General features: G+C 66.1%; 7 protein-coding genes and 2 pseudogenes. 4 read left to right on the forward strand and 5 right to left on the reverse strand.

Annotated features, from left to right (window positions below):
- Window positions 1-722: 722 nt before the first annotated feature.
- On the forward strand, window positions 723-956 hold the full coding sequence (locus ACF08N_RS35790) for a hypothetical protein (RefSeq protein WP_392328920.1): 234 nt from the start codon (window positions 723-725) through the stop codon (window positions 954-956).
- A gap of 2,643 nt (window positions 957-3,599) precedes the next feature.
- Here ACF08N_RS35790 and ACF08N_RS35795 read toward each other — a convergent pair.
- Window positions 3,600-4,582 (reverse strand): annotated as a pseudogene (locus ACF08N_RS35795) (D-2-hydroxyacid dehydrogenase).
- A gap of 138 nt (window positions 4,583-4,720) precedes the next feature.
- On the opposite strand from ACF08N_RS35795, the gene ACF08N_RS35800 reads away from it, so the two are divergent.
- Window positions 4,721-5,266, forward strand: coding sequence for a thioredoxin family protein (locus ACF08N_RS35800; RefSeq protein WP_392328921.1), 546 nt, complete (start codon window positions 4,721-4,723; stop codon window positions 5,264-5,266).
- Between the two features lie 490 nt (window positions 5,267-5,756).
- Here ACF08N_RS35800 and ACF08N_RS35805 read toward each other — a convergent pair whose 3' ends face one another.
- The 3 genes from ACF08N_RS35805 to ACF08N_RS35815 are packed head-to-tail and all read right to left on the reverse strand — an operon-like array spanning window position 5,757 to window position 9,240.
- Window positions 5,757-7,595, reverse strand: coding sequence for a hypothetical protein (locus tag ACF08N_RS35805; RefSeq protein WP_392328922.1), 1,839 nt, complete (start codon window positions 7,593-7,595; stop codon window positions 5,757-5,759).
- Window positions 7,592-8,074: an ABC-three component system middle component 2 gene (locus ACF08N_RS35810; RefSeq protein WP_392328923.1), complete on the reverse strand. Its 483-nt coding sequence runs from the start codon at window positions 8,072-8,074 to the stop codon at window positions 7,592-7,594. Before ACF08N_RS35810 ends, ACF08N_RS35805 begins: the two co-directional genes overlap by 4 nt.
- Window positions 8,071-9,240, reverse strand: a complete 1,170-nt coding sequence (locus ACF08N_RS35815; protein WP_392328924.1) for an ABC-three component system protein — start codon at window positions 9,238-9,240, stop codon at window positions 8,071-8,073. Before ACF08N_RS35815 ends, ACF08N_RS35810 begins: the two co-directional genes overlap by 4 nt.
- A 1,193-nt stretch (window positions 9,241-10,433) precedes the next feature.
- Between ACF08N_RS35815 and ACF08N_RS35820 the strand changes: the two genes are divergently transcribed.
- A complete protein-coding gene (locus ACF08N_RS35820; protein WP_392328925.1) occupies window positions 10,434-10,751 on the forward strand; it encodes an LGFP repeat-containing protein in 318 nt (105 codons plus the stop codon).
- 547 nt (window positions 10,752-11,298) lie between these two features.
- Here the strand turns inward: ACF08N_RS35820 and ACF08N_RS35825 are convergent.
- Entirely contained in the window at window positions 11,299-11,760 is a 462-nt protein-coding gene (locus ACF08N_RS35825; RefSeq protein ID WP_392328926.1) for a hypothetical protein, read from the reverse strand.
- Between the two features lie 917 nt (window positions 11,761-12,677).
- On the opposite strand from ACF08N_RS35825, the pseudogene ACF08N_RS35830 reads away from it, so the two are divergent.
- Window positions 12,678-14,297 (forward strand): annotated as a pseudogene (locus tag ACF08N_RS35830) (hypothetical protein); the annotation flags it as partial.

Raw genomic sequence — 14,297 nt, forward strand, 5'->3', positions numbered from 1 at the left:
GCGCTACGAGCGCAAAGCGGACCACTTCCTCGCCTTCACCAGCATCGCCTGCACCCTTATCTGCTACCGCAGACTCGCCAAATGAGATGACATCTTAACCGCCCGGGATGCCGCCTGGTGGGGCACCGGCACACACCTGCGCGAGCGACAGCAACAAGTTTCGGGTCCTGGTCCTCGAAATTCATGACCGAGTACCACGGAACGTGGAGCGCAAGAACGTCAGCATCTGCTCCAAGCTCAAGTTCGTCGTCCGAGGTCGCAGCGATGATCGAGGGCCTGCCCCAGCACCGCATGGACGCCGCAGTCCAACTACGTCGACACCCCAACGGCACGCGAGCCTGGTCGGGCGGGTTCACCTTCGCTGAGCTGCTCAGCTTCGGCCTGCGAGCACCGAAAAACACGGCCTACTGAGATTTCGTTAGTTCTGTGGGTGTGGTGGCTTCTCGAACAACTCGACCGCCCGCACACGTCGCGCCTCGGCCAACTGCGGGCGCGTCATAGGAGGGACAGAGGACTTGGAGACAACGGACGGGAACTGGAAGGACACGGCAACAGACTCCCACCAACGAGCCCACCACACCCACGAACTAACGAAAAGTCAGCAAAGCGTGTTGCAGAACGGGCACGGAGATCGTGTAGCACCCTCAGTCGCGATATCAATAGCCCTTGCGATTCACCAGGAAACCGAACAAAGTGGATCCGCATTGAGTTCGGATCATGGCGTGAAATCGGCTCCAATCCGGTTCTGCAACCCGCTTTACAGCCTGTTCCGCATGTCGCCGGGGCCTGCCCGCACCGGCCCCAACTTTGCCACCAGAGCGGCGATCACCGACGCCGAAGGGCCTGACCCCACGCCCCGACATCCGGCTGAGATGCTCATGATCGAGTCCTGGGTGATCAATAACGGCAGCGATGCGCCGGCGTCGTCCGAGGCTCTTGGAGGAGGGGCCTATTGACTGCCCTCCGTTAGTCGTTCGCCGCTTTCACAGGTTGGCCGGTGGCTAAGGGCTGGGCTGCCCCAGGAGGCGTCGGCTGGCCACGAACCGATCTTGGGCAGAAGAACCTTCGCTCAGCCCAGGGACGAAGGCGTTATCCCGACTTGAGGTTTGAGCAAATAGCCCAGACCTTCAGGGCGAATGGCCAGTTGCCCCCAGTGGCCCGCACTTGCCACGTATTGGAGTTTACGGGGCGGGATTCAGTTAGCGCTCCGCCTACTGCGGAAGTCGGCTGCCCAGAGGAATTCGCAAATGCCCCTCCTCCTCCGGTCGCGACCCCGCTGCCGCATGTAACGGAAACGGTTTTGCTGCTGATCGAGTTCCAGGCAGTCACATTCTCCACAGTGTAGAAGCCCGGAACGTTAATCGATTCCGGGGAGGCACCTGCAGAACCGGCGGTGACCCCGAAGGCTCCTGCGGCCAAAATAGCTGTGGCGATCATCGCAAGCTTCCTGCGCACAATTAACCCCTTATCTGCTGCTATAACGGCACCTTGATCGAAAGATACCTCCATCTCCCCCTGAGTTGATATGAGTAAAAGCTGCTTCAATCCTGGGTATTGCCCACTCTACGATGCAGCTCTGCTCCCTGGAGACCTGGCGGAGGGCCGCAGCCGTTGACTCATTGGCGAGAATTACGCCTCCATTACGCAAAGGAGCGCACAGACTTGTAGTCGAGTGGCAATGAACCCGGCGGTGATCGCACCACCTGCCTCGGACACGACCCGCAGGCGGCAGCAACGGCTCGACCACCGCCCACACGGCGTCACACATCTCCCGATCCCTCACAGCCAGCCCAACGATCAGATGATCGGAAAGACACCCCCGCGCCCGCAGGGCCTAGAAGCAGCGGCAGCAAGGCATCTACGGCGTTCCAGCGCGGCATGACGCCCTTCTCCAGCAGTACATCGAACGCGAGAAGACCACCATGGTCAGCAGGCGGCACGTCGAAGAGCTCCCCGACGGACACACCCGCGAAGCTCGGCGTGTGACCCCCTGAACCAAAAGCCCGCCGCGACGATCTCCTCCGCAGACGCGTCCGGGGCGTAGGAGGCCAGTCACTGCCTCTGGGGGCAGGCCATTCGATTCGAGGAGAACCAGGTAGCCAGTCCGTCTCCGGGGCCGCCCGCGAGAGTTTGCGGAGGAACTCGACGAGCTCGCCGCTCGTGATGTCTGCCAGCCCGTGACAAGCCAGCCGGGCCGTCTCCCTCGCGAAGTCCTCCGGTCCCTGGCTCGCCAGTTTTCTGCTGGACTCCATAACTGATTCGGCGGTCAGCCGTGTTGGCGGCTGGGGATACAATTCGGGAAGAGCTGAGCGTGGCCACCCGTGCGCCTGGCGGAACCAGGAAGGACCCCGGATGATCCACCCCGACTTTCGCTGTGCGTTCAGCCCAGTGCACCGTGCCTCGGGCATCCGCGGGACGCAGGTTCTGGTGAAGCCGGACGGGACAAAGGTTCTCGTCTGTGAGACTTGTGCTGAGACCTACTCACGGCTAGTCCGCCAGCCCGACAAGTAGGCCAGCCCTCGGCCGCCGCGTATGGACGACCAAGTCGTTCGATACGCAAAGGTCGCGACCGCCCCGCAGCGCTCGCAGAACTTCCCCAGCCGGTCACCGAGTGTCGGGCGGCCAACGAAGAGGCCTCCCTCGCCAGCAGCGTTGGCCTCGTACCCAGGCGCGGAGTTCGGAGTGATGGGCGTATCCGCCCCCAGCACGAGGCAGCGTCGGAGCGCGGAGACGGGGGGAGACGTGTCCGCGGTGCGGTCGCGCAGCAGGTCGATCGGATGTCGCGTTTCGATGTGGATGAGCACGGGTGGCGCCTCTACGGAGCGCGAACGTCACCGATCCCAGCACCGTGACTGGCCAGAGGGCGGGTCCAGGAGCCGGCATTCCCGGCCTGATCACGTCCCGCTGCCCCCCCCCAGCCAGATTAATACGCCCTCGTACAACGGCAGTTCGCCGTCACGGTCGAGCCAGACGGCCGGTGGTTCACCCGGCGGTGACCCGGTCCCGTGCCACGGGGTGACGGCCGTGCAGCAGTACGCCGGGCCATGATCGTGCGGGCGGTGACCGCACGCGCCTGCCGGGCCGCCGGCCCGGCAGGCGCGGAACGGGCCGACCGCCCTCGGCGGGCGCCGCACCGGCTCAGGGGGCGGACCATCCTTGGACCAGACGGGCCCGAGAACGCCATCGACTCCGACGGGCAGGACGTACGGGCGCTGCCGCGCCCCGCCGCACCCTGTCACCGGCAGACGCCAAGCGCGATGACCTGGGCGCGCAGCCCACCCCTCTCACATGCCCGGCACGAGGTGCGGGCAACCCGCAGGAGCGAGCCCGGATCGACCCGGGCGGACCACGGCCCGGCCGACAGCACCTGCAGCCCGGCACCCGACGATAACCATCCCCCACCCGGCCGCCACCGAGCAGGAGAGGCAGCCCGGCCGCCCGCCCGAGGACCGGATACTGCCGACCCCAAGCGCAGGCCCCGTCCCGACACCATGCCCCACCACCCGAACGCCACAGAGACCCTGCCCCTCCGGACGCCTTCCCCCACGGACTGGAGGCCACACGAAGCGCCGTCAGGGTGGGCCGACGAGAGGAGTGAATCAGCCGGGGTTCGGCTCGTCGACCACGTACCCCTGCCGCTTGTCGACGACGTTGCGCAGCGGGCGGCCCTCGATGTGGCGGGTGAGGTTTTCGAGGAACACTTCGATGAGCGCCTCCTTGTCACTGGTGGTGTCGCCTGCTGTGTGCGGGGAGACGATCACACCGGGCATGTCCCACAGGAGCGATTGGGTGGGCAGCGGTTCCTGGTTGAAGACGTCCAGGGCGGCGCCGGCAAGTCGGCCGTCGGCGAGGTTGTCGATGAGCGCCTTCTCGTTGACGAGGGCGCCTCGGCCGATGTTGATCAACCGTGCTCCGGGTTTCATCGCGGCGAGTTCGGACGCGTCGACCATGCCCCGGGTGTCCTTGGTGAGGGGGCGGCGAGTACGACGTAGTCTGCCTCTGCCAGTGCCCTGCGGAGCGAGGCGGGGCCGTGCACCACCCCGAAGTCGGGGTGGTGGGTACGGGCCGAGCGCCCGGCGCCGCGCACCCGCATGCCGGCGGCATGCAGCAGTCGGGCGACGGCGCGACCGATGGGTCCTGTGCCCCAGATCAGGGCGGTGCGCCCGGCGATGCTATCGCTGTGACGTGGACGCCATTCGCGGCGCCGCTGGTGTTCCCAGGTGCCGGGGAAGTCCTTGGCGAGGGCGAGGATCAGGCCGAGCACGTACTCGGCGATCGGCTGGTCGTAGACGCCGCGCGAGTTGGTCAGAGTGACGGCCGGGTCGTTGACGAGGGCTGGGAAGAGGAAGGAGCCCACGCCCGCGGCGGCAGCGTGGACCCAGCGGGGTGCCTTTTCCGGGTTGTCGGGCCATGACGCGCGGACGGCGGGGGTGATGGTGGCCCAGGCGAGGAGCGCGTCCGCGCCGGGGAGAAGCAGGGGCAGTTCCTCCTCGGTCGCGTACACCGTGTCCGCGAGTTCCTCGATCCGTCCTGTGCGGGGTGGCAGGCTGCCTCGGTGCAGGATGACGAGTCGGTCAGCCACGTTCACCTCCGGTTGGGATGGCGAGGTACCAGGGGAACGATGCCCGGCATTTCCTCCCCGCCGAAGAGTCCTGGTGAGTCGCCAAGGTGGGCGAGCCGGAACGAAAGTCGCGGCCGCAAGCTCCGTAGGATCGCCCGTATGGCCGTCTCGTCACAGATGGTGCCCCTGGGCACGCCCGCGCCGGACTTCGCGTTGCCCGATCTGGCAGGCCGGACCATCCGCAGCGACGACTTCGCCGCCGCCCCTGGGCTGTTGGTCGCATTCTTGTGCAACCACTGTCCTTACGTACGCCACATCGAGGCCGAGCTCGGAAGGCTGCTCGAGGGCCACCCGGACCTGGCAGTGGTGGGCGTGTGCGCCAACGACACCGACGCGTATCCCGACGACCGGCCCGAGCGCCTGGCCGAGCAGGCCCGGCGGGCGGGCTGGAGCTTCCCGTACCTGGTGAACGCCGAGCAGACCGTCGCCCGGACCTACCGGGCCGCGTGCACACCGGATTTCTTCCTCTACGACGCCCAGCACCGGTTGGCCTACCGCGGCGCGATGGACGACTCCACGCCGGGGAGCGGCAAGCCGGTCACCGGTGCACTGCTGGAGGCCGCGATCGCTCACGTCCTGGCCGGCGAGCCGGTACCCGAGCCCCACCGGCCGAGCCTGGGCTGCTCCATCAAATGGCGCCAGTGACAGCACTCCTCTTCCCAGGTCTGTAACACCGGGCCCGACCGCGGGCGAGAAGGGCACCCGGCCGAGGCGGCCCGGCGTACTGGAGACCGAGAAGGAGGGAGACGAAGACAGACACAGAGACCAAGACGGAGCAGGTATGGCGGAGGCGAGGAGCAGCCCGCACAACACGCCCTGGGACAGCGCCGCCCGCCGCCACATACCACCAAAGCTGGACCTGATCACCACTCAATACAGGTGACAACACCTGACCGGAGAACCCTCAACCTGATAAACCACCAGCTCACGATGTACAGCGGCCGGCCACGAGGGCTCCTCTCCCCCGCCCAGGCCCGTTCCTACACGGCCATCAGCCAACTGATCACCACAGCTCGCAGCCACAGTCATTGATCAGAAAGACCGCTCCCGGACACCGCACTACGGAAGCTCGGCGTGGAATGGGCGTAGGACCGTCTTGAGCGACTGACCGGCCGTTTCAACGGCCGGGTCGATTTCATGAGCTGTCGCGAGGCGGGAAGAACCCTTGTCTGGTTGATCCGTCGACGCTGAACGCGTACACCGCAGCCCGGTCTCTCACACTCTTGGGTGGAGTGCCGTTCTCAATGACGATGACCTGTCCCGTGGGGTTGCCGAGTAGGTCGCTGTAGAAGTTCTTGACCACGTCGTAGGCCAGCAGTTCGTCCTCTTCTTTGTTGTCTTCGGGGCGGCGGTAGGTCAGGACGGGGGAGTCGAGTACGACGAAGCCGGGGTGGATGAATCCGCGGGCTTGGTTGCGGCGTGCTAGCGACACTGCGAAGGCGGCGTGGATGACTGAGCGCATGCCGCGGCCTCGGCTCTTTCGTGGTCGTCCGTCTACCGCGAGTTCCGCAGTGGCTGGGTCGTATGTGACGCGGTTGTCACCCGGCACCTGCCAGGCTTCCAGCGTCTGGCTCATCACTTGCTGGAAGTCAGCGATGTCGGCGGCCGGGATACCGTCGGCCTTGGCTGCTGGCGGATCCGGCGGGGCGGCGGACAGCGATGCTTTCAGGTCCTCGAGCTGGTCGATCTGGGCGTGCAGGGCCAGCTCGCGTTCCAGGCGTGAACGCGTTTCCAACAGCTCGGCGGTGTCGGTGTTGAGCGGTTCCAGGCGCTGGTCGAGGGTACGCAGCTCTTGGTCATTGCCTTCGAGCTGTTCGGTGTGCCGTGTGTGGTCCTCGTGCAGGCCTGCGGCTTGACCTTCGAGGTCTTCGATCGTGCTGAGGAGATCGTTGTGCAGCTCGGTGGTCTTGCGTGTCTCAGCAGCGACGGCAGCGGCCAGTTGAGTGCTTTCTCCGAGGCGATGGCCAGGGTGTTGGTGTTGCGGCTCAGCGCCGCAGAAGACGCAGGTACCCGTCTGGAAGTAGCCCAGGATGGTTCCGGCTTCGCCAACCATCTGCAGTCGGGCCAGGTCGGACTCGTACTGCTGTCTGAGTAGATCGAAGCGTGACAGAAGTTGCTGCACTTCGCTGGCGCGCTGTTGGGTGTCGGTGTCGGCTGCTTCCAGTTCCCTTCGGCGGCGTACGACGGCGGAGCGCTCTGCAGCTGCCTGACCGGCGGCGGCCGTCGCGTCGTTCAGGGCTGCTTGCAGGCGGGCCAGCTGGTCACGTAGCTGTGACTGGTTGGCCTCTACCGCGAGCCTCTCGCGGGTCTCGTCAAGGAGCTGGTCGATGAGGTCGATCTTGCCTTTGCCCACCTGCTTCTGCAGGTTGCTGGGGGCGGTGGGGCGAACCGGCTCTTCCTGACCGCTCAGCAGCAGCTTGAAGACCGACTTCTCTTTGGTCTCGTTCTGCGGCATCCAGGAGCCAAGGACGGGTGAGCGTTTGTCGGCCATGCGTGTGTCATTGACGATGGCCAGACGGGCGAGGTCGCGGAAGTTGAGCGGTACAACGTCGCCGCGCGAGTTCTGGAGGATGCGGCGCCCGTCAATGCCCATCACGTTGAGCAGGTACCGGGAGATGTTGCTCTTGGATTTGGGGTGGTGCTTGTACTTGAGTGTCGCCTCAGCCGGCTGGGTCGGAAAGTCCCGGAGGTCGCCGGAGAAGACCTCGATGGTGTCGCTGCCCAGGGCGCGGGAGAGGGTGAGGACCCTTCCGTCGTCCACGCGCAGGCCCAGGAGGATTCTGCTGTAGCCCTCGTCTTCCGGGATGGGCTTGAGTTCACTGGCGCCCAGCATGTAGTCCACGGACTCTTCGATGTACGACTTGCCCGTGTCCGAGGCGCCGTAGATCACGGTCAGTCCCGGGCTGAACTCCACCGCGGCAGGGGACTTGCCCACGCTGAGGAAGGTCAGATGCACCAAGGTCAACCGGTTCACAGGACGTCACCTTCTCCCTGGTGCGGAGTGCCGGCCCCGAGGCTTCGGGACCAGCGCTGCGTGATCTGATTCATGCCGTCGCGGACGTCCGTTCCTTCGTGCATATACGTGCTGGTCAGCCAGTCAGCGCGTTCCTTGAGCTGGCCGACATAGGGAGACTGCAGGGCGTTTAGGAAGCTCGTGGCCTCCTCCGTGACCCCGTACAGGAATCCGTCGGCTGTAGCGGTCATGTCGGCGAGGCCGGCGCGCAGCAGGACGGTGAGGCCTTGTTCGATGAGGCGGCGACGCATGCTGAGTTCTCCCGGGCCTGCGGGGAGGTCGGGGTGGAGGCTGGCTGGTCCGTCCTCGAGGTCGCCGCTGTGGAGCATGGCGTGGTCGAGGTAGACCAACTGGGCGACGTCCAAGCGGCGAGGGAAGGTCTCCGTCAGGAGCACCAGGGCGCGGATGCCGACTTCGAGGGGGCTATTGAGAGGGCTCACGAAAGTTCCTCTTTGCACCAGGTCAGCCGGTCATCGTTTGCCAGGTGGTGGCACAGCCCCATGAGGTCCTTCTTCTTAACGACCGGGGCGAGGATGTTGTGAGGGTTCGGCGTGTGGGCCATTGCTGCGTCGATGACAGCGTCCAGTCTGTCGTGACCGAGGTCGTAGTCGCGGTCCCCGACTTCGATCACGACGTCATAGAGGTCGGTTTCGATCGCCTCGTAGGTGGCGTCCGGGACACTGTCGCGGGCGAAGAGCCGCAGGGCTTCGGCGTGGAAGAAGGCCTCGCGCTGTCGGGTGAAGTGGCGTTTGACCTTGCTGGTCTCCCGGGCCTGCTGTCCCGTTTCCAGGCTGAGGCCGTGTTTCTCGTTGTAGGCGTCCAGGAGCTTGCGGACGTAGACAGCCTCGTTGTCCTTCTGTTCCGCTGGTGCCGGCTCTGCGTCCGGACGCGGCTTGAGTGGCTGCGGGAACCGCCGCACGTGATGTGGGGTCGTGGCGTGCAGCCTGACGATCTCGTCCAGGTCCTGTGCGGAAAACATGGAGAAGTCCGTCTCTCGTGCCAGCTCCCCCACCTCATCTCGCACCGCAGGTGTGAGCTTCTTGCCGAGCTTGGAGTCTGCGTCGTCCCATGCGGTGAAGAACTCCCTCTTGAGCTGCGGAGGGTTGAGCAGCAGGCGATCGAGGGTCGTGCCGATCCTGGGCGCCACGAAGACGTATCGCTTCGGCAGTTCGTAGGTACCCAGGACCTTCGCCGCGAAGATCTTGACCATCTCCGGGAACGCATCTGCTTGGCCGAGCGGCTTCACGTAGTGCTTGCACTGATAGCAGTGCCACTCGCCGGCTGTGCCCTGAAGGGTGAGACAGGCTGCGACGTCTGCTCCGCGGTCGCCTGCTCCGCCCATGCGCTGCACTCGCAGGTAAGGCCGGCCGTTCCACAAGCCGAGCGCATGGACCCACTCAACAGTGAAGACTTCCCACTCGTCCTCGTCGTAGATGTACTGCAGGTACTGCTGAGGCGTGGGCAAAGGGGCGGTCTGGGTCGACGGAGCCAGCACCACAACCGCCGGCGATTTCACCTCGGGGAAGCCCTCAAAGACTGGCTGTGCGCCGTCCGCACCTGGCTCAAGCGCCCCCGTCACTATGCACCCCCGGCACTGAACCTTCACATAAGATCACGCACCGTAGTCATATCATCCCGGCCTGCTCACCGTGAAGGCCGGGGGCTCAAAAAGATCGCACCTGACAACCGCTGGATCGCAGCCACCCGGCGCAGTTGTCCGAGCGCGGTGGAAGGGATTCGGTGTGACGTGGACGCTGCCGGAGCCGATGCTGACATCGCCGCCGGGCTGACGGCGGCGAAGCGCGGCGGCCCGGCCGACGCGCAACCGAATGAGCGTGCCCCGGTCCCCGGCCGCGGCCGTGCCGCCCATCCCGCCCGTCCCTTCTCCTTCACTCCAGCCAGGGGACATGGGCGAAAGCGGCCGCAACGGGGATGTCAGCGGTCCGACCACGGCGAAACCGCATGGTGACCTGCGCGGACACGGGGACGGCCCTGCGGGTCGCGCAACAGCAGGCGCAACCTCGTGCTCCTGGGCGACCGAGGGCATCCGGTCACCCTCGGCCTCTACCGCTGTGGCTGCATCGAGTGCATGCTGTGCCCACCTCACCCGCCGGTGCTACGGACGAGTGGGGGCCGCGCCCCTCCCGGCTCCTCACGGGAGAACGGGGCAGCGGTGGTGCGCACCGCGCGCACCGGGTGCGCACCACTGATCTCTCGCAGCAGGTTGAGTGCTTTCACCGAAGGCTGGTCGGTGGACTTCTTCTCATCAAAGGTTGAGCGCTGGTCAGTGCGTGGCCAAGGAGGCGCGCACAGCGGGCGGCGCGCGCGGTGTTGAGGAAGTCTGTCTGCGGACTTCGGCGAGACGATCCACATCGTCGGCGACTTCGTGGCCGTCGTCGAACGCTGACACCACGGCCAGACGACGTGACCGAACTGCGCCAAGGTGTCACCGGAACCGGAACTTGGCGCAGTACGACCTGTCATCTCACTTGCTTCCTCGGGAGGATCTGCCTGATCTGACGGTGGGGGCGAGGTGTCAGCGTGGCATCGCCATGCTCCGCCGAAGGCTGTCGCGGAGCAGAGATCTGGCGAAAGACTCGTCGGCTCCGCCAGTAAAGGGGAGGTAGAAGCATGAAGCGTCCCGATGCCACCGCCCGGACAAGGACACCAGGAAGCATTGCCGCAACGCTGAGCCTGCTTGCTCTGCTGGCGAGCACGTTCATTGTGTCGTCCGCGCAGGCCGACGGCGACTAGTGCGGTCACAGAGTCCTGGACGCCATCGAACAGCGGTACCTCGCCATGGGTGGCCCCGGAGGAGCGCTGGGCTGTCCCCTCACAGAGGAGTTGGTCAACCCCGACGGGGTCGGCCGACGAACGCAGTTCCAGCATGGAACCATCTACTGGTCTCCAAGCAGCGGAGCCTGGCCTGTCTGGGGACAGATTGGCACCTACTGGTGCAACCAAGGGTGCGAGGCGGGATGGATCCGCTACCCGACGTCCTACGAGTACACCGTGGGTAACGAGATCCGGCAGAACTTCCAGTGCACGGTGATTCACTTCCAGGCCCTGTCCGGAGGTACGACAAGGACTTGGTCGGACGGAAACACGTGCGTCTGACGCCGTGCCGGACCAGGGCACCCAGCGGCCCGAACGTACGGCCACCACGCAGGTGACGACACCCGGACGTGGGGCGACAAAGTGGTGCGTACGGCCCTTCCTCCGGGTGCACCACCCGCCCCAGGTGCGATCACGGACCCGTGGCCAGCTTGATCCTGTCATGGTGGGTGTGGGCGCCTTGCCGACACGCCAACTCACTGGGTCTCGGTCCGTCCGGTCTCGCGGGGCCCGGTGCTCAAACTTCGCCCCCTTGACCGCGACCTGATCGGCGGCCGGACGGTGCTGTGTCAAGGGGAAACGTGCCGGGTGGCAAACCTGGTCAAGGGGAAACACGAGCCCGGCCGAACCCGGTGCGGTGCGGGTGCAGTCATCTCACCGGGCCCGGGCGCCCGGCACGTACCGTTGCCGAAGCCCCTTGGCCGTCCTGACCCGTCATCGCGGTGTCGGCGGCGGCGAGCCGTTGTCGCGGCCGGCCCTCCGTCTGAAGTAGGAGGGACGTCAGGCGCCACGCCCCGGTAAACCGGGCATGCCTGCGGCTGAGAGGCAGCTACTTGAGGAAGCGGAAGACCTGCCGGGGGGAATCAGAAGAGCATTCCAACTGCGAGACGAAGGCCCACTCCTTGTGGTCGGCCTCTGGAGCTCCGAGGCAGAGGTCCCTCTGGTTTTTCGGCACGAAACGGAGGTGGTCCGGTCTGAGGCGAAAACCGCCTCCATGGAGGTCGACTCTCTCGAGACGGAACTGCTCGGCCTCGTGCAGCTCTTGCGTACCGCAGTACTCGATGGTCACCGCCATCCCGTCCTGTATCGATGCGCCATACACACCCAGGCAGCGCCGGGCTTCGTGCTGTCTGCCGGGGAAGATGACCCTGTACGTGCCGTTGTCCAATTCTTTGAGGGTCACCCTGTCGCTCTCGCTCGTGGCACATGGCGTCAGGAAGAGGCCAATCGCTTTCACGTCCTGCGATTCCTCGCGTCGCTCCACGACGCAACGGCCGTCGGCCGTGCGCATGCGATAACTACCCGGCTCGAGAAGAGGCTTGAGAGACAGAGCCTGGGTGGAGGGTGGCGAGAACGCGGACTGCGAGGGTGGCAGCGTCGTCCGAGCCCCTGCCGCAGAGCGAGCGTGCTTGCCGTTGTTGTCATCGGGTCCGTTGGCCCACACCGCGAGCGTGCCGATGCTGAGAGCGGCGATGGCGGTGGCCGCGCCTGCGATCGCCAGGGCCCGCCTGCGCCGTACCGGGACTGGTGCCGTCGTAGGAGGCTGCGTCCGGTCCGGGGTGGGGGGAGTCCCCGGTTCGACGCCGGCTGTCTCTGCGGGGCAGGTCCGTACGGTTGAGAACCCCGGAGACGGTTGCGCGGGGCAGAGCTCCGCCGACGCCGGCAGCACGCCGCTCCAGATCCCGAAGGCTCAGGCCCGCCCAGCGCCGCAGCTGACGCAGCGTCGCGATGAACTCGGCTGACGTCGTGACCGACTGCGGCTGGGGTGCCGGTTCCATGACCACTCCTGCTCATTTCATGAGGCGAACGAGCTCAGTCTGGCGATCTTTGGACGCCCGGCACACCGGATTCACCAGCTCCGCATGACGCCGGACGCCGCCCCTTGGGTCACGGCGGCACTCCTGGCGCAGCACGCACAGGCAGGTCTCCGGCGGGATACGCGGTGACTGTTCCGCCCCCCGCCGCTTCGGCCGGCTCCCGAGGGCGTCCGAGCGACGTCCCGCCGTCGTGAACGGCCCGCACATGGCCGCTGACCAGGCCGGACAGGCTCGGACCGTCCCGGACGCCGAATCCATTGCCCGGCGACTCGACGACCCGCAACGCTTCTCCCACACCCCTGGCAACCCCCGACCGTTCCCGTGTCAGCGCCGCTACTGCCGCCTGCCACCGCCCCGGCGGACACCCACAGATCGATCAAGGAGTTCCTCAATGAGCGTTCCGTACCGCACGCACCGGCACCGGACAGCCCTCCCATGGCTGACCCGGGCACAGCGGTGCTGGCCCACCATGTGGCGCCTGGCCTTCGTGGCTCTCGTGGCCGCGCTGAGCTTCGTCCTGGCCGGCCCTGTCTCCGCGGCCTCGGCCGCTCCCCCACCCACGCCGCCGGCGTCAGGCGACTCCTCCGGCAAGCCCAGCTGGCGAGACCGGGCGTACTCCGCAGCGCACGACTTCCTCAACGAGGGCCACAAGCTGCACCCCTACGACCGCTGGCACACGTTGAAGGCGGGCTCGCGGATCATTATCAAGCGGGTCTACACCTCTGGCATTCCCTCCTCCTGGAACAAAGTCCTGGAGGCCGTCGTGGAGGACTATCCCGAGTTCAGGAAGGCCCAGAAGCACAACGTTGCCCGTGTGCAAAAGAAGCTCGCCCGGGCGGAGAAGCGTCTGCACAAGGCGCAGGTCAAGCTCTCCCAGGCCAAAACGCCGAAGGCGAAGCTCAAAGCCAAGCAGGCTGTTGAGCGGGGAGAGCAGGACGTGAAGAGCTTGAAGGCCAGGATCCGGACTGTCGAGGCCGGCCTGCCCGTGGATATCCCGACCAAGGTCGCGCAGGCCGACAAGCGCCTGCGCGCAGCGAAGGACAAGGTCCGCGAACTCGAATGGCGCTCCAAGCTCCCCGGAGCCACCGCCCAGGTGCGTGAAGACCTCGCCGCCGCACACGAGGAAAAGACCGAGGCCGAGGAAGCCCGCAAGAAGTGGCCCAACCCGCCCGACGACGACAACGACGACGACGACACGGGCGGGAGCCGTCCGGCCAAGCGCAGCCCGAAGACTCCCCAGGGACCGGGTACCACGACCGCCAAGACACCCAAGCAGCCGGCCATCACCACCAGCACGACCACGCCTGCGAAAACCACGGCCGTCAACCCCACCACGCCGGCGAAGGCGCCGACCAGCATCGGTACAAAGACTCCGCCGAAAGCTGCGGCGATCACCGGCATGAAGGTGCCGCAGACACTCCCCGTGCCCGGAAAGGTGCCGGGCATCGGCTCGGTCCGTGGTGCGGTGGTCTCGCAGACCGTCGGCGACCTGCTCGGCCAGGCCTACATGGAGCACATGAGCCGCGAGCACCAGAAGCTCCTGGACAAGGCGCTGAGCGATCCAGCGCTGCGCAAGCGCATGATCGCCGAGTACAAGGAGTTCGAGGAGAACAACCCGGTCGAGAACCTTGGGCGCCCCTTCAAGAACCGTGAGTTCACCCCCGGTGAGCTGTACGACAACGGCGCCAAGGTGGTCGAGGTGCAAAAGACGCTCGACAAGGTGAAGGCTGCGGCCGACCGGTCGAACGCCGACCCCCTCTACCGGCGGGCGCGTACCGAGTGCGGCGGCTACGACACCTGCGTCACCGAACGCACCCGCAAGCTCCGCGAGAAGAACACCAAGGACATCGCCGAATCCACCAAGAAAGCCCGCAAGTCCAACGCAGACCCCGCCTACCAGCAGGCACGCACCGAATGCGGCGGCTACGACACCTGCGTCACCGAACGCACCCGCAAGCTCCGCGAGAAGAACACCAAGGACATCGCCGAATCCACCAAGAAAGCCCGCAAG

The sequence above is a fragment of the Streptomyces sp. NPDC015127 genome, from assembly GCF_043080095.1.
In the GTDB taxonomy this organism is placed as follows: Bacteria; Actinomycetota; Actinomycetes; order Streptomycetales; family Streptomycetaceae; genus Streptomyces.